The organism is Streptomyces aurantiacus JA 4570, assembly GCF_000414115.1.
Classification (GTDB): Bacteria; Actinomycetota; Actinomycetes; order Streptomycetales; family Streptomycetaceae; genus Streptomyces; species Streptomyces aurantiacus_A.
This window is the reverse complement of record NZ_AOPZ01000109.1, coordinates 1-23,796: the sequence shown is the minus strand read 5'-3', so window position 1 is coordinate 23,796 and position 23,796 is coordinate 1. Positions and strand designations below refer to the sequence as shown.

Sequence of the window (23,796 nt, the reverse complement as noted above, 5' to 3'; positions counted from 1 at the left end):
GTGATGACCGCCGAGGGGGAGAAGACGACGACCGCGGATCCGGCCGGGCCCGCCGCCCGGCGCACCGCCAAGCGGGCCATGGCGGGGCGGCTGTCCTGGGGCCTTGCCGACCAGGCGGTCTGCAGCATGACCAACTTCGCGGTGGGGATCTACGTGGCCCGCTCCCTTGGCCTTGCCGCGTTCGGCGTGTTCAGCCTGGCGTGGGTGACCTACGGCGTCGTGCTCAGCGTCTCCCGCGGCCTTGCCACCGACCCGCTCGTGGTGCGCTTCAGCGGCGTGCCGGTCGCGTCCTGGCGGGCGGCGGCCGCCCGGTCGTCGGGCACCGCGCTCGGCGTCGGTACCGCCGTCGGCGCGGTGTGTCTGGTGGTCGGACTGAGTCTCGGCAGCCGAGTGGGGTCCGCTTTCGCGGGCCTCGGCGTCGTACTCCCGGCGCTGCTGCTGCAGGACGCCTGGCGGTTCTCGTTCTTCGCCGCCGGCACCGGGCGGAAGGCGTTCGTCAACGACGTCCTGGGGGGCGTCGCGCTCGTCCCCGCCATGGTGCTCGCGGCCCGCGTGGGCAGCGTGGCCGCCTTCGTGCTCGCCTGGGGCGCGGCCGCCGCGGTGGCCGCCGGGTACGGCTGCCTCCAGTCCGGCATCCGGCCCCGGCTGACCGGAGCGCGCGAGTGGGTTCGCGAGCACCGCGACCTCGGCTACCGGTACCTCGTCGAGAACGTCGGCGTCAGCGGCGCCGCCCAACTGCGGGCGTACGGACTCGGATTGATCGTCGGCGTCAGCGCGGTGGGCGTGGTCCGGGGCGCCGAGCTCCTGCTCGGCCCGTTCCTGGCCGTGCTGATGGGGCTCTCGCTGGTCACCGTCGCGGAGGCGGCACGGGTGCTGCGGCGGGCCCCGCACCGGCTGCGCGTGTTCTGCCTCCTGCTCGGCGGCGGGCAGGCCGCCGCCGCGCTGCTCTGGGGCGCGGCGCTGCTCCTCGTGCCGGACCGGGCCGGTGAACTCGTGCTCGGCGACGTCTGGGGCTCCGCCTCGGAGCTCATCGTCCCGGCCACGCTCGGCGTCGCGGGCGCCAGCCTCGGCGTCGGCGCGGCGGTCGGCCTGCGCGCCCTCGCCGCGGCCCGGCGCAGCCTGCGCTGCCAGCTGTTCGCCTCCACCTGCTACGTCGGCGGCGGGGTCGGCGGGCGGGCTCGGCGGGGCGGCCATGGGCGGCACGGTCGGCTCGGCCTGGGGCGTCGCCGCCGCGACCATCCTCAGCTCGGCCGTGTGGTGGCTGCAACTGCGGTCCGCCCTGCGCGAGCACCACGAGAACCCCATCCCTGAAGTGAGGACGTCATGACCGCCCAACCCCGGCTGAGCATCGGCCTGCCCGTGTACAACGGCGAGGAGTACCTCGCCGAGGCGCTCGACGCCCTGCTCGGCCAGACCTACGAGGACTTCGAGCTGGTCATCTCGGACAACGCCTCGACCGACGGGACCCAGGACATCTGCCGCCGGTACGCCGGGAAGGACGCGCGCATCCGGTACATCCGCCTAGCCCGGAACATCGGCGCCGCGCCGAACCACAACTACGTGTTCACCGAGTGCCGCGGCGAGCTGTTCAAGTGGGCCTCGCACGACGACCTGTACGCCCGCGACCTGCTGCGGCGCTGCGTCGACGCGCTGGACGAGTGGCCGGACGTGGTCCTCGCGCACTCCGGCCAGGCGGTCATCGACGGCGAAGGGCAGGTGAAGGTGCCGTACGAGTACGGGCTCGCCACCGACTCGCCGCGCGCGCCGGAGCGCTTCCGCAGCCTGCTGTTCGAGCCCGGTGGCGACGACTTCTACGGGGTGATGCGGGCCGACGTGCTGCGCCGGGTGAAGCCGCACGACAGCTACCACCACGCGGACCGCACGTTCGTCGCCGAGATCGTCCTGCACGGGCCCTTCCACCAGGTGCCGGAGCTGCTGTACTTCCGCCGCGACCACCCCACCCGCGCCGAGCGGGCGAACCCGTCCAAGCGCTCCCGGTGCGTCAACCTGGACCCGCGCCGGGCGGGCCCGCTGCACCCGACGCCCCGGCTGCTCGCCGAGTACGTCTGGGGCTTCGCGTCGGCCATCCGGCGGGCGCCGCTGTCCGCGGCCGACCGGCGCGCGTGCTACGGGCACCTGGCCGCGTGGATGACCAGTCGTGCCCGGCCGGGCACGGGCGAGCGGGTCGAGGACCGCGCGCCGGTCGACCCGGCGGGGCTCGCGGTCTCCGTCGACGCCCTCGTCGCGGGCCGTGAAGGCCGTGCGGGGAGGCAGCCGTGACTCCGGCGCGGGTGGGGGTGTTCGGCCTGCTCGGCTCCGGCAACCTCGGCAACGACGGGTCGCTCGAAGCCGTGCTCGGGTACCTCCGCGCCGAGCACCCGAAGGCGGTCGTGGACGCGCTGTGCGGCGGACCCGAGGTCGTCACCGCCCGGTACGGAATCCCCGCGACGCGGCTGCACTGGTACCGCGGGGAGTACCGGACCGCGTCACGTGCGGGCGCGATCGCGGCGAAGGGACTGGGCAAACTCGTCGACGCGTTCCGCACCGCCGCCTGGGTGCGGCGGCACGACGTGGTGATCGTGCCGGGCATGGGCGTCCTGGAGGCCACGCTGCCGCTGCGGCCCTGGGGCTTCCCGTACTCGCTGTTCCTGCTCTGCGCGAGCGGCCGACTGCTGCGCACGCCCGTCGCGCTGGTCGGGGTCGGCGCCGCCCCGATCACCGACCGGCCGACCCGGGCCCTGGTGCGCTGGTCGGCGCGGCTCGCCGCCCACCGCTCGTACCGGGACACCCTCTCCCGTGACGCGATGCGGGCGATGGGCGTGGACACCGCGCGCGACGAGGTCCACCCGGACCTCGCGTTCGCCCTGCCCGCACCGCCGGCCGCCGAGTCGTCGGGAACGGTCTGCGTCGGCGTCATGGACTTCCACGGCGGCAACGACGACCGTGCCAGGGCCGAGGAGATCCACCGCCGCTACCTCGCGGGGACGACCGCCTTCGTGCGCGCGCTGGTCGAGGACGGCAGGAGGGTCCGGCTGCTCACCGGCGACGCGTGCGACGCGCCGGTGGTCGAGGCGATCCTCGCCGCGGTGGACTCGCCGCTGGTCACCGCCGCCGAAGCGGCCTCCCTCGCCGACCTGATGAAGGAGACGGCGGCCGCCGACGCCGTCGTGGCCACCCGCTACCACAATCTGGTCTGCGCGCTGCAGGCCGGCACCCCGACCCTCGCCCTCAGCTACGCGGCGAAGAGCGACGCGCTCATGGAGCTGATGGGCCTCGGCGCGTACTGCCACCCGGCCCGCGAGGTCGACGCCGACCGCCTGCTCGATCAGTTCCGTTCCCTGGAGAAGCACGCCGCGGAGCTGCGCAGGACCCTCACCGAACGCAACGAGGCCGCCGCACACCAACTCGCCCGCCATTTCGGCGCGTTGACCACGGCCCTGTTCCCCTCGAAAGCCCCGCAGGAGACCGGATGAAAGCGACCGAAGTGCCGGAGATCACCGGCGCCCACCTCTTCGAGCCCACGCCGTACGCCGACGAGCGCGGCTTCTTCTGCCGCACCTTCGACGCCGACGTGGTCCGCTCGGTGGGCCTCGACCCGTACGCCTTCATCCAGGACAGTGTGTCCCGCTCGGTGCGGGGCGTGCTGCGCGGCCTGCACCTGCGCTCCGGCGCGGGCGAGGCCAAGCTGGTGCGGTGCTCGTACGGGAAGATCTTCGATGTTGTCGTGGACTTGAGGCCGGACTCACCGACGTACCGCCACGTGGCCACCTTCGAGCTGTCCGGTGAGACGCAGGTGACCCTGTACATACCGGCAGGGTGCGCGCACGGCTTCCAGGCGCTGACGGAGACCGCCGACACCTCGTACCGGATCGACCGCCCGCACGATCCGGCCGAGGACGTGACGATCGCCTTCGACGACCCGGAGCTCGCCATTCCCTGGCCGCTGCCGGTCACATCGATGTCCCAGCGGGACCGGGAGGCGCCGAGCCTCGCCGAGGTCCTGAAGCGGAAAGAGAGCTGAACCCACCGTGGACAACGAAGAGTTCTCCCTGCCCCGGTCGCGCGCGGCCAACGAGCGGCTGCACGCCCTGGTCCCCGGCGGTGCGCACACCTACGCCAAGGGCGACGACCAGTACCCCGAGAACCTGGCCCCGGTCATCAGCCACGGCCGCGGCGCCCATGTGTGGGACGTCGACGGCAACCGCTACATCGAGTACGGCTCCGGGCTGCGGTCGGTCAGCCTCGGCCACGCCCACCCCCGTGTCCTCGAAGCCGTACGGCACGAACTCGACCGGGGCAGCAACTTCGTGCGGCCGTCGTTCATCGAGGTCGAGGCCGCGGAACGCTTCCTGGCCACGGTGCCGACCGCCGAGATGGTGAAGTTCGCGAAGAACGGCTCCGACGTCACCACCGCCGCGGTGCGCCTCGCCCGCGCCGTCACCGGGCGCCCGCGCGTGGCCATCTGCGGGGATCAGCCGTTCTTCTCCGTCGACGACTGGTTCATCGGCACCACGCCGATGTCCGCGGGCATTCCGGCGGCGACCAACGAGCTCACCGTGGCCTTCCCCTACGGAGACCTGGCCGCCACGGAGGAGCTGCTCACCCGGTACCGGGACGAGGTCGCCTGCCTGATCCTCGAACCCGCCGGCCACACCGAGCCCCCGCTCGGATACCTCGCGGGCCTGCGCGAGCTGGCCGACCGGCACGGCTGCGTGCTGATCTTCGACGAGATGATCACCGGCTTCCGCTGGTCCGAGGCGGGCGCCCAGGGCCTTTACGGCGTCGTCCCCGACCTCTCCACGTTCGGCAAGGCGCTGGGCAACGGGTTCGCCGTGTCCGCGCTCGCCGGGCGCCGCGAGCTGATGGAGCGGGGCGGGCTGCGGCACTCCGGCGAGCGGGTGTTCCTGCTGTCCACCACGCACGGCGGCGAAACGCACTCCCTGGCAGCCGCGATGGCCGTGCAGACCACCTACGTCGAGGAGGGCGTCACCGCGCGACTGCACGCCCTCGGCGAGCGGTTGGCCGCCGGTGTCCGCGAGGCCGCGGCCGGCATGGGCGTCGGCGGCCACGTCGTCGTCCGGGGCCGGGCCAGCAACCTGGTCTTCGCCACCCTCGACGAGAACCGGCAGCCGTCGCAGGAGTACCGCACCCTGTTCCTGCGCCAACTCCTCGCGGGCGGGGTGCTTGCCCCGTCGTTCGTGGTGAGCAGCGCGCTCGACGACGCCGACATCGACCGCACCGTCGACGTGGTGGCCCAGGCATGCGCGGTGTACCGGAAGGCGCTGGACGCCGGGGACCCCACCCCCTGGCTGGCCGGGCGGCCGGTGAAGCCGGTGTTCCGCCGCCTGGCGTGACGTGACGTCAGCGGCGCTCCCGCCGACCGAGGCCGGCCGTCCGGGAGACCCTGCGGCCGGCGGTCCGGTCGGCGATCCGGTCGACCAGCCACGCGGTCGCCGGTATCACCGCCAGCGCGGTGCACCAGCCGCCGAGGACGTCGGTCGGGTAGTGCGCGCCGAGAGCGACCTGCGCCCAGCCCATGGCGGCGCCCGCGACCAGCGCCGCGGCGAGCACGAGTGACGTACCGGCGGCCCTGCCGAGGCCGAACCGGCCGGTCGCGAGCAGCGCGACCATGAGGGCGAGCGCGGTGACGAAGGCGGTGTGCCCGCTCGGGTAGGACAGGTTGCCGTCACCGTGGATGGTGCGTCCCACCAGGTGCTTGAGCAGCCTCGCCGTCCCGACGGTCATGGCGACGCCGACAACGATGAGCACCGCCGCGCGAGGACGCCGGAGCAGCAGGCAGCCCGTCACGGCGGCCACGACCAGCAGCGCCGCGCCCGCGGGCTCCCCCAGGAAATCCGTGGCCAGCGCGACATGCCGCCACGGCGGCCGCACGCTGTCCGCCGTCGGCCGGATGATCCACCTGTCCACCCTGCCGGGCTCGCTGTGGCCGGCGTACAGGACCCCGAGCACGACGACCACCAGCGCGGCGAGGACCGCGACCACCCCGAGCCACGCGCGCGGCGCCGGGGGCAGCACCGCGGGTGCCGGCCGGTCGGCGGGAACCCTCCGGCAGATGCGCTGCACCTTCCCCTCCCGTCGGGGACGTTGACGCCAGGTCACCCGACGCTACCCCGGTGCCGCGCCCCGGAGAACGGCGCGCCCCAGCAGTCCTCCGGTGGCCCGATGTCCCTTGGGCCCGATTGAGCACGCCTTCAATGAACCTGCACATCGAATGTGCACCCTGGTCACGCTATTCGGCCCGCACTCCCCCTCGATTTTCCGTGCATGGGCCACAGGAAGTGCTTTTCGGCGGGCTCGTGTCCGATTTGTTGGAGGGAGTCGCTCCGCGCCCTTGATTTCCCTCTGTGAATGTTGTGAAGAAGCTGCCGCCACGCGGTGAACCCGCCTGCACGCAGCAGCGATTCGATGCCACAGCCGTGACTGGCGTCCACTTCACCGATTGGATGTACGAGCTGCGAACGTGCTTTGATCCTGGCCGACGCGGAATTCGCACCCCGAGTTCCGCGGAGTTGGAAACACCTTTGCAACATTCATGAGAAGGGCAGCTCACACCATGAACAACACCCCCCAGGTCGAGACCCTCGAGATTTCCGACGCCGACCTCGACAACGTCTCCGGCGGCCTCGTCTCCGGTGTCGCGGGCAACGTCACCGGCACCGTCGACTCCATCGCCCCGGTCTCGGGCGTCGTCGGCGGCCTCGTCGGCACCGTCGAGAACGTCACCGGCGTGAACACCAGCGCCGTCACGGGCCTGGCCTCCGGCCTGACCGCCGGTCTCTGAGCCTTTCGCTCACCGAGACGCCATGATTCGTGAGCCCCGGAGCCTCAGGTTCCGGGGCTCACGGACGCCATCGGCGCCGTCGTCACAGGCACAGTAAGGGAAGCGTTCCGTGCAGTTCCGCCAACAGGCCCTGTCCAAGCTGCAGTCGCCCGAGGAACTCGACCTGCCGGTGCGCTACGCCCGCCCCCAGGGCCTGCTCGTCCTCGCCGTCACCCTCGTCGTCATGGCTGCCTCGAGCGTCTGGGCCGTGACCGGCTCGGTCCCCTCGACGCTCCGGGCACCCGGAATCCTCACGCACGGCCAGGGCAGTTACGTCCTGCAGAGCCCTGTCACGGGTCAGGTGACCCGCGTCCTGGCCGAGGAGGGCAAGCGTCTCGCCGCGAACGCTCCCGTGCTCAAGGTCCGTACGGAGCAAGGCGACAAGGTCGTCCGCGCGATCGCCGCCGGTCGCGTGACCGCGCTCGTCGCCAGGATCGGCACCGTCGTCACGACCGGCGCGGACGTCGCGACCCTGGAGCGCGTGGCGGGCACCGACGACCCGCTTCTCGCGACGCTCTACGTACCCGCCGACCGCGCGGCGACCGTACCCGTCGGCGCGGCCGTGGACCTCACCGTCCAGTCCGTGCCCACCCAGGAGTACGGGACGCTGCGCGGCCGCGTGAAGGCGATCGGGCGGGCCGCGCAGAGCCGCCAGAAGATCACCGGTTTCCTCGGCGACAAGGAACTGGCGGGGCAGTTCACCAAGGACGGGCCGCCCGTGGCCGTCCTCGTACAACTCGAGAAGTCGCCCGGCACCAAGTCCGGGTACGCGTGGTCGACCTCCGGCGGTCCGCCCTTCGCGCTCGACTCCATGACCCCGGCCACCGGCGCCTTCCACCTCGCCGAGCAGCGCCCGATCGATTGGCTGCTTCCGTGACCGCACCGCACCCCTCCCCCGCGCACCAGCAGCAGTTGCCGCCCCCCGGCGGCCGGCGCAGGCACCGCCCGGACCCCCCGCGGCGCGGCCGACGCCGTGCCGCGCCGCGCCCCGCCTCCAAGGGCAGGCGGCCGAGGACCGTCCGCACGCCCACCGTCCTGCAGATGGAGGCCGTCGAGTGCGGCGCCGCCGCCCTCGCCATGGTCCTCGCCCACCACGGACGGCACGTGCCCCTGGAGGAGCTGCGCATCGCGTGCGGCGTTTCCCGCGACGGCTCGCGGGCCAGCAACGTCCTGAAGGCGGCGCGCAGTTACGGCCTCACGGCCAAGGGCATGCAGATGGAGCCGGCCGCGCTCGCCGAGGTCGAGGCGCCCGCGATCCTCTTCTGGGAGTTCAACCACTACGTCGTGTACGACGGCACGGGGCGCCGTCTCGGCCGCCGGGGCGTGTACATCAACGACCCGGACAAGGGCCGCCGCTTCGTGCCCGCGGAAGACTTCGACACCAGCTTCACCGGCGTCGTCCTGGTCCTCGAACCAGGTGAGAACTTCCGGCCGGGCGGCCGCAGGCCCGGCGTCATGAAGTCCCTCCCGGCGCGGCTGCGCGGCACCACGGGCACGATGCTCGCCGCGCTCCTGGCCAGCCTGCTGCTCGTCGCGGTCGGCGCCGCGCTGCCCGCGCTCAGCCGGACGTACATCGATCTGTTCCTGATCGAGCATCAGACATCGCTTCTGGGTGCGCTGTTCGCGTCGATGGGTGCGATGGTGGCGCTCACCGTGGTGCTGACCTGGCTGCAACAGGCGAACCTGCTGCGCGGCCGCATCATCTCCTCCACGCTCGGCAGCGCCCGCTTCTTCCGGCATCTGCTGCGCCTGCCCGTGACGTTCTACGCCCAGCGCAGCCCCGCCGACCTCGTGCAGCGCCTCGCGTCCAACGACGCGGTCGCCGAGACCCTGGCCCGTGACCTCACGGCGGCCGGGGTCGACGGCATCGTGGTCCTCCTCTACGCGGCCCTGCTGTGGACGTACGATCCGCAGCTCACCCTCGTCGGTGTCGGCATCGCCCTGCTGAACGTCGTGGCGATGCGCGTCGTCATCCGGCTGCGCGCCACCGGCACCCAGAAGCTGCGCGCCGACAGCGCCAAGCTCACCAACACCTCGTACACCGGCCTGCAGTTGATCGAGACGATGAAGGCCACCGGCGGCGAGAACGGCTACTTCCGGCGCTGGGCGGGCCAGCACGCCACCACACTGGAGGAGCAGCAGCGCCTCGGGGTGCCGAGCGCCTGGCTCGGTGTCGTCGCGCCGACGCTCGCGACCCTCAACAGCGCTGTGATCCTGTGGATCGGCGGCCTGCGCGCGGTCGAGGGACATCTGTCGATCGGCCTGCTCGTCGCCTTCCAGGCCCTTGTCACGCGCTTCACCGCGCCGATCACCCGTCTCAACGGTGTCGCGGGCCGCATCCAGGACTTCGCCGCCGACGTCGCCCGCCTCAAGGACGTCGAGAACTTCCCCGTCGATTCCCTCTACTCCCGCCCCGAACCGGCCGCCGACACCCGCCGTCTCAAGGGCCACGTCACCCTGGACGACATCACCTTCGGCTACAGCCCGCTCGACAAGCCGCTCCTGACCGGCTTCTCGCTGTCGGTGGGCCCGGGCGAGCAGGTCGCGCTCGTCGGCGGCTCGGGCAGCGGCAAGTCGACCGTCTCCCGGCTGATATCGGGGCTCTACAGCCCGTGGGAGGGCACGATCCGCATCGACGGGCAGCGCCTCGAGGACATCCCGCGCGGCGCGCTCTGCGCCTCCGTCTCCTTCGTCGACCAGGACGTCTTCCTCTTCGAGGGCACGATCCGCGACAACGTCGCCCTGTGGGACCCGTCGATTCCTGACGACGCCGTCGTCGACGCCCTCAAGGACGCCTGTCTGTACGAGGTCGTGGCGCGCAGGCCCGGCGGCATCCACGGCCGGGTCGAGCAGGACGGGCGGAACTTCTCCGGCGGGCAGCGCCAGCGCCTGGAGATCGCGCGGGCCCTGGTCCGCCGCCCCAGCATCCTCGTCCTTGACGAGGTGACCAGCGCCCTGGACGCCGAGACCGAGCAGGTCATCATCGACAATCTGCGCCGCCGCGGCTGTGCCTGTGTCGTCATCGCGCACCGCCTGAGCACCGTGCGCGACAGCGACGAGATCGTCGTCCTCGACCACGGCCAGGTCGTGGAGCGCGGGCGCCACGAACACCTGGTCGCCGCGGGCGGCCCCTACGCCGACCTGGTCAAGGAGCACTGAGGTGACCTCGCCACCGGAGCAGCACGCGTACGACACGGTCGGCGCGGCCTTCGGCGCGCTCGGCACACCCGTCGACTGCACGGGGCTGCGCAGCGTGCACCTGGAGGGCCCGCAGGTGCTGTGGCTCGTCGTGGCCGGCGCCCTCGACCTGTTCGCGGTCGACGCCGTGCAGCAGGGCCACTGGCACTACCTCGGCCGCCTCGAGCCGGGCACGCTGCTGCTCGGCCCGGTCGAGGGCCCTCAGCACACCCTGGTCGGCCGCCCTCTTCAGGGCTGCGAGCTGCGCCGCATCCCGCTGCGCGAGCTGTACCGCCCGGACTATGGCGACACCTGGTCCTACGAGCAGCAGTTCCCCACTCAGTACGACACCCAGGACGCGGCCCTGAGCCTTCTGGAGCATGCCTTCGCGCTCGGCATCGGGCGTGGCCACCGGGTCCTGTTCGAGGCTCCGCTCGACGGCCGCACCATGGGCGATGTCTCCGAGGACGTCGTGGCCGACGACGACATCCTCTGGATGCCGGTCGCGCCGGGCAGCGTGCAGTACGGGGCTGCCTACAGCACGGAAGCCGCCGGTGATCTGCTCGTCGACGCGGCGATGTGGCAGCGGATGGTCAACCAGCAGTACCGGCTGCTGTCGACCCTCGACCGCTGGATCGAACGCCTGGAGCGGGCCCACGAGGACCGTACGGCGGCCGGGATCAAGGCGGGTGAGAACGTCCGCGAGCAGGCCGACCGGACGCTGATCGCCTCCATCGGCCGTTCGGGCAGGCGGAGTTCGCGGCGTGCGGATTCCGGTGGCGGTCACGATGCCACGTACGCCGCGTGCCGCCTGGTCGCCGAGGCGGCGGGTATCTCGCTGTCCGGCTCCACCGAGGGCGGCGCGGTGAGCGACCGGATCGACCCGGTGGAGCAGATCGCGGTGGCCGCGCGGATCCGTACCCGCGCCGTGCGGCTCGACGGCCGCTGGTGGCGGGAGAACGCGGGCCCGCTGGTGGGACACCGCGCGGCGAGCGGCGCGCCGGTCGCGCTGCTGTGGCGGCGCGGCGGCTACGAGTCGGTGCACCCCACGTCCGGGCGGCGCACCCGTGTCGACAGCGCCAACGCCGACGAGTTCGAACCGGGGGCCGTGATGTTCTACCGCCCGCTGCCGGAGCGGGCGTTGACGCCGTGGCGGCTTGCCCGTTTCAGTCTGCGGGGCACCGGTGGCGACGTACGCAACCTCGCGCTCGGCACGCTGGTGACGGTCGCCGTGGGCGCTCTGGTGCCGATCGCGACGGGGCAGGTGCTGGGCGTCTTCGTGCCGAACGCCGAGAAGAGCCTCATCGTCCAGGTGTCCCTGGCCGTCATGATCACCAGCATTGTCTCCGCGGCGTTCATGCTGCTCCAGAACCTCACCGTCCTGCGGATGGAGGGCCGTATGGAGAGCGCGCTCCAACCGGCGGTCTGGGACCGGCTGTTGAGGCTGCCCACGCGCTTCTTCGCCTCCCGCTCCACGGGGGAACTGGCGAGCGCCGCGATGGGCGTCAGCGCGATCCGCCGGGTCCTCTCGGGCATCGCCCCGGTCGCCCTCCAGGCCGGTTCGATCGGCGCGATGAACGTGGTGCTGCTCCTGCTCTACAGCGTCCCCCTCGCCCTGGCCGCACTGGCGATGCTCGCCGTCATCGCCGCCGTGTTCCTCCTCCTCGGCCTGTGGGAACTGCGCTGGCAGCGGCGCCTGGTGGAGCTCGCCAACAAGCTGAACAACCAGGCTTTCCAGACCCTGCGCGGCCTGCCCAAGCTCCGGGTGGCGGGGGCGGAGAGCTTCGCGTACGCGGCATGGGCCGGGGAGTTCGCGCGCAGCCGGGAACTGCAGCGGCGGGCCGGCCGCATCAAGAACATCACGACGGTCCTGAACTCGGTCTATCTGCCGCTCTGCACGCTCATCATGTTCGTTCTGCTCGCGGGCCCGGCCCGCGGCAGCCTGACCGCGGCCGAGTTCCTCACCTTCAGCACCGCCGTGACGATGCTCCTGACATCCGTCACGCAGCTCACCGGCGCGCTGCTCTCGGCGGCCGCGGTGCTCCCGATGTTCGAGCAGATCAAGCCGGTGCTCGACGAGGCACCGGAGGTGCGCGCCGGGAGCACGCAGCCGGGGGAGCTCCGGGGCGGGATCGAGGCGCGCGGCCTGTCCTTCCGTTACGGCGACGACGGCCCGCTGGTCCTGGACGATGTGTCCCTGGCGATCCGGCCGGGCGAGTTCGTGGCCGTCGTCGGCCCGAGCGGCTGCGGCAAGTCGACGCTGCTGCGCCTCCTGATCGGCTTCGACGAGCCGGTCTCGGGCAGCGTGCTCTACGACGGCCAGGACCTGTCGGCCCTGGACCAGTCGGCGGTGCGCCGTCAGTGCGGCGTGGTCCTGCAGAACGCGCAGCCGCTCACCGGGTCGATCCTGGACTGCATCTGCGGCGCCGAGTCGTTCACGCAGGAGGAGGCGTGGGAGGCCGCCGCGATGGCGGGCCTCGCCGAGGACATCAAGCGCATGCCGATGGGCCTGCACACGATGATCTCGGGTGGCGGAGCGGTCTCCGGCGGCCAGCGCCAGCGCCTGATGATCGCCCAGGCCCTGATCCGCCGCCCCCGGGTCCTCTTCTTCGACGAGGCGACGAGCGCCCTGGACAACGAGACGCAGCGCACGGTCATGGACAGCACCCGCACCCTGAACGCCACCCGCGTCGTGATAGCCCACCGCCTCTCCACCGTCATGGACGCCGACCGTGTCGTCGTCATGTCGGAGGGCCGCATAGTGCAACAGGGGTCGCCCGCAGAGCTGTTGGCGGATACGGGTGGGCGGCTGCATGAACTGGTGCGGCGCCAGATGCGGTGACGCGGACGGCGCGCGGGACCGCGCGGCGCTTGAGCGAGCGCGCCTTACGAACTGCGCCATGCGCCTTAGAACTGCGCCATGCGCCTCATGAACCGCGCCGTCGTCCGTCCACGGCACGCACCACGCCCTCCCGGCCCTCCCGCAGCCACGCCGTCGGCCCCTTTGGGGGTGGTCCTTGCTGCCGCCGCACGGCCGTGCGGCGGCACGAGTCGCTGGTGGTGGGGGGGGAGGTCGCAGCCGAAGAGCGCTCCTGGACACGGAGCGCCGCTGCGGGAGAGGAGGAGGAATGAAGAAGTGGGGGGCCGGGATGGAGGGGCTGCCCGGAGAAGCGGCCGCAGGCGCACCCATCCCCTGCTGGTCCCGTACGCGGACCTCACGTACGAGGAGCAGGAGACGGACCGCCTGCCGGCCCTGGAGACGGTCAAGCTGATCCTGTTGTACGGCTACACGCTCGGGGAACCGGCGCCGCACCTATCGACCTGACTGCCCGTCACGCGCTTCTCCCTCAGCGGATATTGACGTCGATGCACGCGTAGAACGCGTTGGCCGTGTCGCCGATGTTCCACACCGCGAGGACCTTGTGCCTGCCGGTGGCGCTGCCGAGGTTGACCTGGTGCGAGACGGTCGCCGGCGGCTGCTGGTTGCCGCCGTCGATGGTGGCGACCTTCGTGCCGTCCACGAAGTACTCGTAGTTCGCGGTGCGGTGCCTCGCGGTGAACGTCCAGGTGAAGGTCTGCGTCCTGCTGACGTCGCTGACCTTCCAGCCCTTCCTGTCGTCGTCGAGCTCCGCGAACCTGCCGTTGCCTCCACTGCAACTGCGCAGGCCCTTGGGGCCCTCGACGCTCTGCGGCTCGTACTTGATGTCGCCGCACGGCACCGTGCGCGCGGCGCACTGCGCCTGGCGACTCGCCGGTGCGTTGACGTATCCGTGCGCGGATGCCGAACCGGTCGGCAGCGTGAGGGCGAGGACCGGTGCCAAGCCCGCACCGATCGCGGCGGCTATCTTCCGCTTCTTGTCCATGCGTACTCCTTCACGGCATTGCTTCGTGGGGGACGTGAAGTGCTCTCGTGGGGGGTGGGGGGCGCGGACGGAACACTGGGGGCGGTGGGGCCCGATGTTCACGACGGCCGATTAGTCTGGACCATAGACTTTGGCGGACCACGGTCAAGGGCAGTTTCGGGCCAACTCCGGCGGGAGACCCATCGGACACGCCCTAGAGCGACGCGTGCTCCAGCCAGTGGTCGAGCAGCGCGCTCTCGCCGCGGATCGAGACCCGTGCGGGCGACAGGCGGCGGGTGAGCACGAGCAGCAGGTCCTGCGCCGGACCCGTCACCTCCACGTCGGCCGGGCCGGTGCCCGGATGCCAGGTGACGCCGTTCGGTGTGCGCGTGACCAGCCAGTCCCGGGCGTCGGCGTCCGTGGTGCCGATCCGTAGCGTCTCGCCGTCGCCGCGCAGTTTCGCCACGGCCGGCCGCAGCGCCTCGGCAACCGGCAGCGCGAGGAACTCCAGCAGTTCGGTGATCGCGTCGGCCGCGAGATCGGGCGCGAGCTCGTACGGCACGCCGGCCAGCAGCGCCGCGTCGACGCGGTGCACGGTCGTGTCGTGTGTCGCGCGGCGCAGCCAGAACTTCGCGGACCGTGCTTCCCCGAACGCCGTCACCGGTGTCTCGGCGCCGGTCTCGCGCACGGCCGCCACCAGGTCGGCGGCGCCACCGCGCAGCCAGCGCTCCCAGTCGGCGGGCGGCGTCGCGTCGTACGGATCTGGGATGGCGGCGGCTCGACGGTTGCGGACGATGTCGGTGATCCAGCGGTGCTCCTGCCCGATGTGGGCGACGAGCACCCGCAGGCGCCACTCCGGGCAGGTCGGCAGCCGCGCGTCCCAGTCGGCGCCCGCGGCGGCCCGGGCGAACGCCTCGGTCTGCTCGACGAGGGCGGCGGCGAGTCGTCCGGTGTCCGGCTGATCTGTGATGTGATCCATGCGCCGTACCGTAGGAGTTCCACCCGGGTGGAGGTTCAAGGTGAGCAACACCACGTTGAGTATTGGGGAGTTGGCGCGCCGCGCCGGGGTGCCGGTGCGGACCGTCCGCTTCTACTGCGACGAGGGCGTGCTCACGTCGGTGCGGAGCGCGGGCGGGCATCGGCGGTTCGAGCGGTCGGCGGTGGAGCGGCTCACGCTGGTGCGGCGGTTGCGTACGCTCGGGCTCGGCCTGTCGGCGATCGTCGCGGTGCTCGACGGCGAACGGTCCGTCGCGGAGGCCGCCGCCGCCGAACGGGCCGCGCTGGATGTGTCCTTGGCGGCCCTGGCCTGGCGGCGGGCGTCGCTCCGCGCGATCGAGACCGCGTCGGCCGAGGAACGCGCCGCACGGCTCGAACTGCTCGCCGCCGTCAGCGACGGACGCGCCGCGCGCGGTGCCCTGGAGGCGTTCTGGAGCCGTGCGTTCGCCCCGGCCGTGCCCACGGACGGCCTCGCGATGTTCCTGACGGTCGGCGTCCCGGCGCCGCCGCCCGACCCGACTCCGGAGCAGGTGGTCGCGTACGCGGTCCTGGTCGACGTCGTCTCCGAACCCTTGTTGCGCCACCAGGCGTTCACACGCCCGCGCGCGGACGGTGTGGCCGCGTACCAGAACACCTTGCTGCGCGGGGAGATCGGCGTACTCTGCGACGCCGTCCGCGCGGGCGCACGGCCCGGGGACCTGCTCGACGCGTACGTCGCCGTGCACGCCGACGCGCAGGGCGCGAGCGACACCCCGTCGTTCCGGCGGGCGCTGGCCCGGACGGCGGCGCTCGACCGGAGCGCCGGCATGCACCGCTACTGGCGCCACGTCAGGGACGTCACCGGCGAGCGCCTCACCGTGGGCGAGGCGCACTGCTCCCTGCTCGACGCCCTCGGCAGGTGCGCCACGGGCGGGAGCCCGCCGGCGTCCCCCGTCTGAGTTACGGCGCCATCTCGTAGGTCCCCGCCAGCGCCTCCACGCGCTCCCAGACGCGCGCCGAGCGGGCGTCGTCCACGACCGGGCGCCGGACCGCGCCGAGGGCCCAGCTCTGCTGTGCCTCGGTGGCGGAGTCCTTGCCGTGCAGCTCGACGGCGTGCGCGGAGAAGTCCCGTACGAGGACCGCGAAGAGCTCGTCGAGCACGTCCTCGTCCAGGCCGGTCAGGCGGGCCTGTTCCAGGATGAGCTGCCCGTGCACGACCAGCGCGAACAGCTGGCCGACGGCGAGGAGGAGGTCGAGGTCGCGGCTCTGGGCCTCGTCGGGCGCGGCGGTGGTGACGAACTCGCAGAGGGCGTCGGCCTGTTCGCGGAAGCGGGCGACGTTGGGCACCTCGGCGTACGCGTCGTAGGCGGTGCGCCAGTCGTGGAAGCGGATGGCGCCCAGACCGCGGGCGGGCCCCTGCCGGAAGAGGAAGTCGTCGTCGGCCGCGTCCAGGCGGGTCGGCACGGGCTCGTACTCGGCCGGGTTCAGGAGGTGGTTGCCCATGAACTTGAGGATCAGCGCGAGGTTGACGTGGACCGTGCCCTCCAGCTTCGGCAGGCCCCGGATCTCGGTGGCGGCCTGCGCGAAGTAGGTGTCCTTCTCGAAGCCCTTGGCCGCGATGACGTCCCACATCAGGTCGATGACCTTCTCGCCCTCCGTGGTCACCTTCATCTTCGTCATGGGGTTGAAGAGGAGGTAGCGGCGGTCGTCGGGACCGGCGGAGCGGAAGTAGTCGACGGCGCGGTCGCTGAACAGCTTCATCCCGACGAGGCGTACGTACGCGTCGGTCAGCTCGCGGCGCACGTGCGGGAAGGCGGTGACGGGGCGGCCGTACAGGATGCGGCCCGTGGCGTGGGTGACGGCCTCGTACATCGCGTGCTCGCAGATGCCGATCGAGGCGGTGCAGAGGTTGAACTTGCCCACGTTGACGGTGTTGAGGGCGGCGTCGAAGGCGGCACGCCCGGTGTGCAGGACGTCCTCGGCGGCCACCGGGTAGTTCTCGAGCCGGAACTCACTGACGTACTTCGACGAATCGACGACGTTCTTCACCAGGTGGTACGCGTCGTGGCGGCTGTCGGCGGCGAAGAAGACGTAGCCGTCGGGGCCCTCGACGTCGGTGCGGCGGCCGAAGACGGAGACCAGTCCGGCGGCGTTGCCGTTGCCGATGTAGTACTTGGAGCCGCTGGCCCAAAAGCCGCCGTCGCCGTCCGGCTCGAGCAGCATGTCGGTGGAGTAGATGTCCGCGCCGTGCGACTTCTCGGACAGGCCGAAGGCGAACACCTCACCCTCGGCGAGGAGTTCGGCCGCGCGGGTGCGGGCGACGGCGTTGTCGCTCTGCCAGACCGGGCCGAGGCCCAGGATCGTGACCTGCCAGGCGTACCAGTAGTCGAGCCCGTAGAAGCCGAAGATCTCGTTGAGGGCGGCGATGCGGGCGGTGTCCCAGCGCTTGTCCGGCGCGCCCTCACCGGCGGCACCGGCCGGCGTGAGGAACGTCGCGAACAGCCCTTCCTTCGCGGAGAACGCGAGGAAGTCCGCGAGCCAGGCGCGGGAGCGGTAGTCCTCGATCAGCTTGCGCTTGCCGCGCTCCTCGAACCAGTCGACGGTCGCGCGCAGCAGCCTGCGGGTCTCGGGGTCGAAGTGCGACGGGTCGTAGGTGCGGGGGTTGAACAGCAGCGGGTCGGCCATGGCCATTCGCCTTTCCGGCTCAGTGTCGAGGGGTGCGGGCTCACGTGGTGAGAGGTCTGGGGCGGGAGAGGTTCGGGTACGTCAGCGTGGGGCGCCGAGCCGTTCGAGGGTGGCGATCACGTCGTCGAGCCAGGCGAGCGTCATCCGTTCGTACGCGATGCCGCCGCGCAGCACGACATGCTGGAGCTCCCGCCCGGCGTCGGGCGTCCCGGGAGCCTCCGGCTCGACGAAGTCACGCCGCTCCCCCGCGAGATAGTGCGGGAGCCGGTCGGCGTGCGCCCGGCGGTGTCGCTCCACCTCGCGGATCAGCGCGGCCGGGTCGTCGAAGGCGGCGCCGCGGATCTTCACGGCCAGCTCGTGCCGGACGCTCTCGGGTTCGATCGGCTCGTGCAGCCACTGGGACAGCGCGGCCCGGCCGGACCCGGCGACGGAGTACTCCCTCTTGTCCGGGCGGTCCTGCTGCGCCACCTCGCGGGCGTCGATCCAGCCGTCGCTCTCCATGCGCTTGAGGACGCGGTAGATCTGCTGGTGCGTGGCGGCCCAGAAGTAGCCGATGGACCGGTCGAAGCGCCGGGCCAGCTCATAGCCGGAGCCCGGCTTCTCAAGGAGGGAGACGAGAATCGCGTGCTCGAGCGCCATGCCCCGATCCTTCTATGCAACTCGTTGCATAGACAAGCGCCGCCGGGGAGGTGAGACGCGGCTCACCTGGGCGATCACCCCCGGACGGCCTTGACCCAGTCCTCGATGGTGACGACCTCGCCCCACTGCGGGAAAAGCCTCTCGGTGAGGAACCGGTGCACCTCCGGGTCGAGGTCGAGGCAGCCGTCCGCCAGGACGGTGATCCCGAAGTCCAGATCGTTGGCCTGGCACAGGGTGTGCAGCACGACGCCGCTGGTGGCGATGCCGGCGAGCACGAGGCTGTCGACGCCGCGCCCCCTGAGCACCAGGTCGAGATCGCTGCCCGAGAAGGCACTCCCCCGCCTCTTGGTCACCACGACATCGCCCTCGTGGGGCGCGATGTCCGGGTGGATCTCCGTGCCGGTGGCGCCCTCGGTGAACAGACCGTCCCGCACGACGGCGGTGACCGCCTTGTTGCGCGGGCTGACTTCCGGGAGGCCCGCGCGCAGGCTGATGACCACGTAGATCACGGGGATGCCGGCCGCGCGGGCACCGTCGATCGCCTTGCCAAGGCGGGGCAGATACCCGGAGCCGTCGTCGGCCAGGTCGACGACGTCCCGTTGGACATCCATCACGAGGAGGGCGCTGTGCGTCATGGCATACCGTCCGTTCTTCGCCGGGCAACTGCCGAACCAGACTAATTCCAGGGAGGCTTGAGCCCTCTCTGGGGTGGGTGTGAAGCTCAGCCCGGGGCGGGAACGGATTGCCGCGTCGGCCACAGCATCCCGCTTGACAGTGTTAGATCTACCTCACATTCCACAAATTCTCAGTGCGCCGCCAGGGCCGCCCGCGTACGGTCGCCGCATGACCGCAACCGACGAGCTCGCAGCGGCCCGGCCCTCCTTGCGCGAGCGGCGGCGGGCCGCGGCCACCCGAGAGATCCTGGACGCCGCCGAGGCCCACATCGTCGAAAACGGCCCCGCGGCCCTGTCGCTGCGCGCGGTCGCCCGGGACCTCGGCATGACCGTGCAGGCGCTCTACCACTACTTCCCGAGCCGGGACGCCCTCGTCACGTCCCTCGTCACCAAGGCGTACGACGATCTGGCCGAGGCCGTGCGGACCGCCGTCGACAGCGCGGCGGACGACTCGGACACGCCGGGCCTGGTGGTCGCGGCCGAGGGGTACCGCCGATGGGCCATCGCCCATCCCGAGCGGTTCCAGCTCCTGTACGGGACGCCCCTGCGGTACTACACCGCGCCGGTCGACGGCCCGACCACGCAGGCGGTGCGCCGCATGAGCGCGATCTTCCAGCGCGAGCTGTTCGGCGGATTCACGACGGAGCAGCTGGCCGCGGCCGACACCCCCGCGCTCTCGCCGTCGTTCCGCGCGTTCCTGGAACAGCTGCCGCCGGACGGGCTGGGTGATCTGCCGCCGCCCGCGACCTCGCTCCTCCTGAGCGCGTGGGGGCAGATGCACGGCCAGGTCGTCCTGGAGGTCTTCGGGCACACGTCGTTCCTCGGTGACCATCAGGCCGAGGTCTTCCGCCTGTCGATCCTGAACCTGCTCAGGGACGTCCACCGCCGGATACCCGATGCGGATGCCGGGTGCGCGGGGCTTCGCGTACGAGGAACGGCGTGACCGTACGAGGAACGGCGTGACGGATCCGTGGTGATCCGGAACCCCGCCCTCCTCACCCCACCGCCGTCACCGCCACGGCCGCCCCACCCGCCACCAGGCACCCCACGGCCCACCGCATCCAGCGGTACTTGATCGCCAGGATGGTGCCGAGGGCGCACGACTGCTCCAGGAGCCAGCGGCCGGGGTCCCGTCCCGCGGCCAGCACCGCCGCCGCCACCTCGTCCGTTCCGGCGCCGCGGTGGAGTACGACCACCGACGGGCCGGACGCGGCGGCGGCCGTCCGGGGCCCGCCCGACCCCCTGTCGGCTCCCCCTTCCCCGCTGTCCGGCTTCGTACGCGGCAGGACCACCACGGCCAGCATCACGATCCCCGCCAGCCACAACACCGCACCGGCCACGCCCAGCGGCCCGGAGCCGAGGCGCTCGTGGGCGGCCGAAGCGGCCAGTGCGGGCAGGGCGACGCTGCCCGACAGCAGGACCGAAGCCTTCGTGTCGGCCCGCGTGACCTCCTCCCGTACCGCCGTGAGCAGATGCTCCGACACGAACCGGCAGCCCGGCTCGGACAGGGGCGACACCGCGATGCCGGGCACGGCCGGTCTGCGGTGCGGTGGGCTGCCCGTGACCGTCATCGCGTCGTCTCCTCCCCGCCGCCGTCGGCGGAGTCCCCAGCGCTGTCCTCCTCCTTCTCCCAGAAGGGAGTGCGCCGGGGCCGTGCCGCCTCGTTCGCCGACGGGGGTTCGGACAGCACATGGCGCGCGCTCGACCTCAGGAACTCCACGACCACCATGGCCTGGTCGCCGAGCTCCCAGCGCTCCAGGAGTCCGCCGTCGATCAGCCGGGACATCAACTCCATGCCGTCCTTGCGCTCTTCGCGCTGCTCCTTGCGGAACATCTGCCGGATCTCGGCGAGGTCCTTGGGATTGCGCGCCATCATCTGCGCCATCACGGCGTGGTCGCCGCGCTCCATGGCCCGCTGGAAATCGGCGGTCCAGTGGCTGATGAGTTCCCGCTTGTTCTCGTCCCTGAGCTGGCGCAGCTCGTGGCTGAGCCGCTCCAGGTCCGTCTGGTGCAGCACCCGGCCCAGGCTCTTGCCGTGGTCCTGGATCAGCTTGTCCCAGGAGATGGTCACGAAGACGTCCAGTTCCAGGCCGAATCGGCCGCCCAGGCGCTGGTCCTTCAGCGCCTCGTGCACCGCGTCGCGGACCTCCTCCGCGCGGTTGATCGAGTAGCCGCGTGAGACGTCGCGCAGCCGCTGCTCCAGTTCCGGGACGAGCAGCGCGGCGACATCGGTGACCTGGCTCCGCGCGACCAGGCAGGGGTCGCTCACCTGCCAGCGCACCCGTACATCGGTGGGGAAGGACCTGCCGTTCTCCGCGGCCGGGAGCTCCACCTTGAACGACACGGTGTGCCAGCCCAGTTGCAGCTCGAACGCGGTGTAGGGGCGGGCGAACCAGCGCAGCAGGAACCCCTCCTCGCCCTCGGGGCCCACCGCCCTGGGCGGGCGGCTGCGGTAGTACAGGACCGCCGCGACCTGGGCGCTGCGGTGTCTGTACGGCCAGTCCGGCCGGTATTCGCGCAGGAAGGGACCGGCCAGCTCCTGTGCGGCGGCGGGGCGTTCGCCCGGCGTCTTCGACGTGCTCGCGGCGGGCGTCCAGGGGGCCCGGGCGGGCGGATTCCCGGTACGGGGCGGCACGGCGGGCGGTGCGGAGGCCGGCGGGAGGGCGCGCGGCGGGTTCTGGGTGTTCATCTCGCTCCGTCCGTCATCTTGGTCCGGTGGGCCGGTGTTTCCGGCTGGACGACGACCGTCCGATGTCCGGCGATCGCGTCGCGCAGCCGTTGTGCGGTGGCCGGCGCCAGGGATTCGTCGGGGTCGCGTTCCAGGCGGCGTACGAGGTTGCGCAGCCGCTCGGCGTCATCGACACCGCTCACGAGGTGGGGAAGGAAGTCGCAGAGGACGTCGAGCAGTTCGGCGTCGTTCTCTCCCCTGCGGATCCAGTCGCTGAGGGAGTCCTGAACGTCCTCCCGCCACCTGCTGGTGTCCAGGCCGCACCACACCAGGTCCGCCAGCATCCGGGTGTACCGCGGCGCGTCCGCGAGGAGAGCGGCGGCGATCGGCCAGTTCATGTGGTCCTTGAGCGCGGGCGCCTCCTCCAGGCCCCACAGGTGCGTGGGGCGCTGCCAGATCAGCCGGTTCACGGTGAGCAGCGCCAGATCGCGGTGCCGGGTGCGCCGGTCGCCCAGCCAGGCGCCCACCCGCCGCAGCGCGGTCTCCGGCTCGGCCCCGGCGATCAGGCGCGCCGCGCTGAAGGAGGCGTACACCAACAGGTCCCAGTCCCCGCCGTCCCGGCCCGCCATGCGGCCCAGTTCGTCGAGGGATGCGGAGACCGACCTCTCCACGGTGCCGAAGCCGTGCACGAAGGCCGCGGTGCTCACCTGCCTCTCGTCGCCCTCGCGTGCCCACTCCCGCACCGTGTCCCGCACGATCGGGCGGACCGGCTCGCTGAGCGCCGCCGTCTGGGCGAGGACGGTCGCGGCCGCGAGGCGCTGCTGGAGGGAGTCGCTGTACGCCAGCGGGACCACGATCTCGTCCCGGGCGTAGGCGTAGTCGAGCGTGCACAGCGCGGCGGCCGTGATGGCGGCCGGAATCCACACCATCGGCAGGCCGTTGTCGCACTGGGTGCGCAGCCACTGGCACAGCGGCCCCCGCGCGTTGTGGTGGTCCTCCCACACGCGCGTCAGGACGGCCCGGGCGAGCGCGCTTCCCTGCAGGCGCACCTTGAGGGTCTCCAGGCGGCGGCTGTCGAACGTGACGTCGCCGGTGAACAGTTCGGCCCGCGCGGCCGCGAGCCGGGCCGGGCGGTGGTCGCTGAACAGCAGCCGCCCCGGCTCCCGCCCGGGGTCGGTGGACTGCGCGAATTCCCAGGCCAGTTGCTCCGCCGCGGCAACGGCCACGCTGTAGGGCGAGCCGTTGTAGACGGCCACCGCCGTGCGGAAGGCCGCCTGCCGCAGCGCCGCCGCCACCGCGTCCCGGTTGCGCGGCGCGGCACGGCCGGTGGCGGCGAACCATCGGTCCGCCTGCGCGTGGGCGAAGGTGCGCAGTTCGGCGAGGAGCGCGTCCTCGGAGTTCTCCTCCTTGAGGTGCCCGACCAGGAGGCGGGCCAGTGACTCCACTTCGTGGGGACGCAGCGGGTCGAGCCCCATGGCCCGGGTCACGTCCGGCCGTCGCGCCAGGGTCAGCGCCTCTTCGAGGCGGTCGCGTTCGGCGTGGCCCAGGAGCGCCACGAGGTGCTTGCGCAGGGTGCCGTCGGCCGAGGGCATGCTGAAGAGCCGTCCGTAGCGGCCGCGCAGCAGTTCGTCGGCGAAGCCGCCGACCCCGACGACGAGGATCGCGTAGGCGCCGCGCCGGTCGAGGAGCGTGCCGAGCCGGTCCAGGTGCAGTTCGGCGGGGCGCTCGGCGGCCCACCTGCTGTCCCGCTCCTCCCGGTCCTCGCGGTCCCGCGTGTCGTCCCGGGGGCGCCGCCCCCTGGTGATCATCTCCTCGCCGGTGATCTTCACCAGGTAGCCGTGGCCCTCCTGGAGGTCCGACTCGTCGATCCGGTCCAGTTCGGTACGCGGGTCCATGCGTTCGACCTGCCCGTGCGTGACCTCGTCGAGCAGGGACAGGGCCGCGTAGCCGCGTCCGGTGCCCGGGTCGCCGCACAGCGCGATCAGCCGTTGCCGCTCCAGGAGCGCGCGCAGTTCCGCGTAGCCGGGAGGTTCCTCGAAGACCAGCCGCAGCCGCCGCAGTTCGTCGCGGGGCACGGTGCCGGACACCAGGCGCGGCACGCCCGCCCGGGCCCCGTGGTAGTGGTGGTGGTCGCCCAGGTTCACATCGCCCTGGGTGCCGTCGAGGATCGCGTTGCGTCCGTGTACGTCGACGAAGTTGGCGCGCGCCTGCTGTGCCGCGTCGTGTCCGCCGGCCGCCGACTGGCCGCCGAGCGGGCCGGTGCGCGCCGAGTCGTGCTTGCGGCCGTCGTCGGAG

Annotated in this window: 20 protein-coding genes and 1 pseudogene; 12 read left to right on the top strand and 9 right to left on the bottom strand. The window is 72.2% G+C overall.

The genetic code is table 11. From position 1 onward, the window contains the following. Positions 1-3: 3 nt before the first annotated feature. The 5 genes and pseudogenes from STRAU_RS13030 to STRAU_RS13010 all read left to right on the top strand — a co-directional run bounded on the left by STRAU_RS13030 (position 4) and on the right by STRAU_RS13010 (position 5,354). A pseudogene (locus tag STRAU_RS13030) lies at positions 4-1,327 on the top strand (hypothetical protein). Continuing rightward, positions 1,324-2,280: a glycosyltransferase family 2 protein gene (locus tag STRAU_RS13025; RefSeq protein ID WP_016640763.1), complete on the top strand. Its 957-nt coding sequence runs from the start codon at positions 1,324-1,326 to the stop codon at positions 2,278-2,280. The pseudogene STRAU_RS13030 and the gene STRAU_RS13025 overlap by 4 nt, the downstream one beginning before the upstream one ends. Next, on the top strand, positions 2,277-3,473 hold the full coding sequence (locus tag STRAU_RS13020) for a polysaccharide pyruvyl transferase family protein (protein ID WP_037659037.1): 1,197 nt from the start codon (positions 2,277-2,279) through the stop codon (positions 3,471-3,473). Before STRAU_RS13025 ends, STRAU_RS13020 begins: the two co-directional genes overlap by 4 nt. Beyond that, positions 3,470-4,021, top strand: a complete 552-nt coding sequence (gene rfbC, locus STRAU_RS13015) for a dTDP-4-dehydrorhamnose 3,5-epimerase (RefSeq protein WP_016640761.1) — start codon at positions 3,470-3,472, stop codon at positions 4,019-4,021. The genes STRAU_RS13020 and rfbC overlap by 4 nt, the downstream gene beginning before the upstream one ends. 7 nt (positions 4,022-4,028) lie before the next feature. After that, positions 4,029-5,354: a glutamate-1-semialdehyde 2,1-aminomutase gene (locus STRAU_RS13010; protein ID WP_016640760.1), complete on the top strand. Its 1,326-nt coding sequence runs from the start codon at positions 4,029-4,031 to the stop codon at positions 5,352-5,354. Between the two features lie 7 nt (positions 5,355-5,361). Here the strand turns inward: STRAU_RS13010 and STRAU_RS13005 are convergent, their stop codons facing one another. Continuing rightward, positions 5,362-6,084 carry a phosphatase PAP2 family protein gene (locus STRAU_RS13005; RefSeq protein ID WP_016640759.1) on the bottom strand — a complete coding sequence of 241 codons (723 nt, stop codon included), beginning with the start codon at positions 6,082-6,084 and terminating at the stop codon, positions 5,362-5,364. Between the two features lie 490 nt (positions 6,085-6,574). Between STRAU_RS13005 and STRAU_RS13000 the strand changes: the two genes are divergently transcribed. The 5 genes from STRAU_RS13000 (at position 6,575) to STRAU_RS42370 (ending at position 13,343) form a co-directional block, all read left to right on the top strand. Further along, positions 6,575-6,802: a hypothetical protein gene (locus tag STRAU_RS13000; RefSeq protein WP_016640758.1), complete on the top strand. Its 228-nt coding sequence runs from the start codon at positions 6,575-6,577 to the stop codon at positions 6,800-6,802. 109 nt (positions 6,803-6,911) lie between these two features. Continuing rightward, positions 6,912-7,718: an HlyD family efflux transporter periplasmic adaptor subunit gene (locus tag STRAU_RS12995; protein WP_016640756.1), complete on the top strand. Its 807-nt coding sequence runs from the start codon at positions 6,912-6,914 to the stop codon at positions 7,716-7,718. Further along, positions 7,715-10,000 carry an NHLP family bacteriocin export ABC transporter peptidase/permease/ATPase subunit gene (locus STRAU_RS12990; RefSeq protein WP_078621181.1) on the top strand — a complete coding sequence of 762 codons (2,286 nt, stop codon included), beginning with the start codon at positions 7,715-7,717 and terminating at the stop codon, positions 9,998-10,000. The genes STRAU_RS12995 and STRAU_RS12990 overlap by 4 nt, the downstream gene beginning before the upstream one ends. Position 10,001: 1 nt before the next feature. Beyond that, complete coding sequence (locus STRAU_RS12985) at positions 10,002-12,860, top strand: NHLP bacteriocin export ABC transporter permease/ATPase subunit (protein WP_016640755.1); 2,859 nt, start codon at positions 10,002-10,004, stop codon at positions 12,858-12,860. Positions 12,861-13,154: 294 nt separating this feature from the next. Then, complete coding sequence (locus tag STRAU_RS42370; RefSeq protein WP_016640754.1) at positions 13,155-13,343, top strand: RyR domain-containing protein; 189 nt, start codon at positions 13,155-13,157, stop codon at positions 13,341-13,343. Positions 13,344-13,365: 22 nt separating this feature from the next. Here the strand turns inward: STRAU_RS42370 and STRAU_RS12975 are convergent, their stop codons facing one another. Next, a complete protein-coding gene (locus STRAU_RS12975) occupies positions 13,366-13,881 on the bottom strand; it encodes a lytic polysaccharide monooxygenase auxiliary activity family 9 protein (protein ID WP_016640753.1) in 516 nt (171 codons plus the stop codon). Between the two features lie 193 nt (positions 13,882-14,074). Then, positions 14,075-14,839: a maleylpyruvate isomerase family mycothiol-dependent enzyme gene (locus tag STRAU_RS12970; protein ID WP_016640752.1), complete on the bottom strand. Its 765-nt coding sequence runs from the start codon at positions 14,837-14,839 to the stop codon at positions 14,075-14,077. 40 nt (positions 14,840-14,879) lie between these two features. Here STRAU_RS12970 and STRAU_RS12965 point away from each other — a divergent pair, with 40 nt between their 5' ends. Beyond that, positions 14,880-15,794: a MerR family transcriptional regulator gene (locus tag STRAU_RS12965; RefSeq protein ID WP_037659033.1), complete on the top strand. Its 915-nt coding sequence runs from the start codon at positions 14,880-14,882 to the stop codon at positions 15,792-15,794. A 1-nt stretch (position 15,795) separates the two neighbouring features. Here STRAU_RS12965 and STRAU_RS12960 read toward each other — a convergent pair whose 3' ends face one another. From STRAU_RS12960 to STRAU_RS12950, 3 genes are all read right to left on the bottom strand, one after another. Then, positions 15,796-17,520: an acyl-CoA dehydrogenase family protein gene (locus STRAU_RS12960; protein ID WP_037659110.1), complete on the bottom strand. Its 1,725-nt coding sequence runs from the start codon at positions 17,518-17,520 to the stop codon at positions 15,796-15,798. Positions 17,521-17,601: 81 nt separating this feature from the next. Beyond that, positions 17,602-18,159: a PadR family transcriptional regulator gene (locus STRAU_RS12955; RefSeq protein ID WP_016640749.1), complete on the bottom strand. Its 558-nt coding sequence runs from the start codon at positions 18,157-18,159 to the stop codon at positions 17,602-17,604. Positions 18,160-18,233: 74 nt separating this feature from the next. After that, positions 18,234-18,794, bottom strand: a complete 561-nt coding sequence (locus STRAU_RS12950; RefSeq protein ID WP_016640748.1) for a cysteine hydrolase family protein — start codon at positions 18,792-18,794, stop codon at positions 18,234-18,236. 208 nt (positions 18,795-19,002) lie between these two features. Here STRAU_RS12950 and STRAU_RS12945 point away from each other — a divergent pair, with 208 nt between their 5' ends. Further along, entirely contained in the window at positions 19,003-19,776 is a 774-nt protein-coding gene (locus tag STRAU_RS12945) for a TetR/AcrR family transcriptional regulator (RefSeq protein WP_052029066.1), read from the top strand. 52 nt (positions 19,777-19,828) lie between these two features. Here the strand turns inward: STRAU_RS12945 and STRAU_RS12940 are convergent, their stop codons facing one another. From STRAU_RS12940 to STRAU_RS12930, 3 genes are all read right to left on the bottom strand, one after another. Continuing rightward, a complete protein-coding gene (locus STRAU_RS12940; RefSeq protein ID WP_016640746.1) occupies positions 19,829-20,404 on the bottom strand; it encodes a Pycsar system effector family protein in 576 nt (191 codons plus the stop codon). Next, entirely contained in the window at positions 20,401-21,522 is a 1,122-nt protein-coding gene (locus STRAU_RS38995; protein WP_016640745.1) for a hypothetical protein, read from the bottom strand. Before STRAU_RS38995 ends, STRAU_RS12940 begins: the two co-directional genes overlap by 4 nt. After that, a partial coding sequence (locus STRAU_RS12930) for a hypothetical protein (protein ID WP_052029065.1) occupies positions 21,519-23,796 on the bottom strand: 2,278 nt, incomplete at its 5' end. The genes STRAU_RS38995 and STRAU_RS12930, both read right to left, overlap by 4 nt.

Coding starts and splice junctions, on each gene's coding strand:
- STRAU_RS13025 (WP_016640763.1), top strand. CDS start 1,324: ATGACCGCCCAACCCCGGCTGAGCATCGGCCTGCCCGTGTACAACGGC.
- rfbC (WP_016640761.1), top strand. CDS start 3,470: ATGAAAGCGACCGAAGTGCCGGAGATCACCGGCGCCCACCTCTTCGAG.
- STRAU_RS13000 (WP_016640758.1), top strand. CDS start 6,575: ATGAACAACACCCCCCAGGTCGAGACCCTCGAGATTTCCGACGCCGAC.
- STRAU_RS12975 (WP_016640753.1), bottom strand. CDS start 13,881: ATGGACAAGAAGCGGAAGATAGCCGCCGCGATCGGTGCGGGCTTGGCA.
- STRAU_RS12970 (WP_016640752.1), bottom strand. CDS start 14,839: ATGGATCACATCACAGATCAGCCGGACACCGGACGACTCGCCGCCGCC.
- STRAU_RS12960 (WP_037659110.1), bottom strand. CDS start 17,520: ATGGCCGACCCGCTGCTGTTCAACCCCCGCACCTACGACCCGTCGCAC.
- STRAU_RS12955 (WP_016640749.1), bottom strand. CDS start 18,159: ATGGCGCTCGAGCACGCGATTCTCGTCTCCCTCCTTGAGAAGCCGGGC.
- STRAU_RS12950 (WP_016640748.1), bottom strand. CDS start 18,794: ATGACGCACAGCGCCCTCCTCGTGATGGATGTCCAACGGGACGTCGTC.
- STRAU_RS12945 (WP_052029066.1), top strand. CDS start 19,003: ATGACCGCAACCGACGAGCTCGCAGCGGCCCGGCCCTCCTTGCGCGAG.
- STRAU_RS12940 (WP_016640746.1), bottom strand. CDS start 20,404: ATGACGGTCACGGGCAGCCCACCGCACCGCAGACCGGCCGTGCCCGGC.
- STRAU_RS38995 (WP_016640745.1), bottom strand. CDS start 21,522: ATGAACACCCAGAACCCGCCGCGCGCCCTCCCGCCGGCCTCCGCACCG.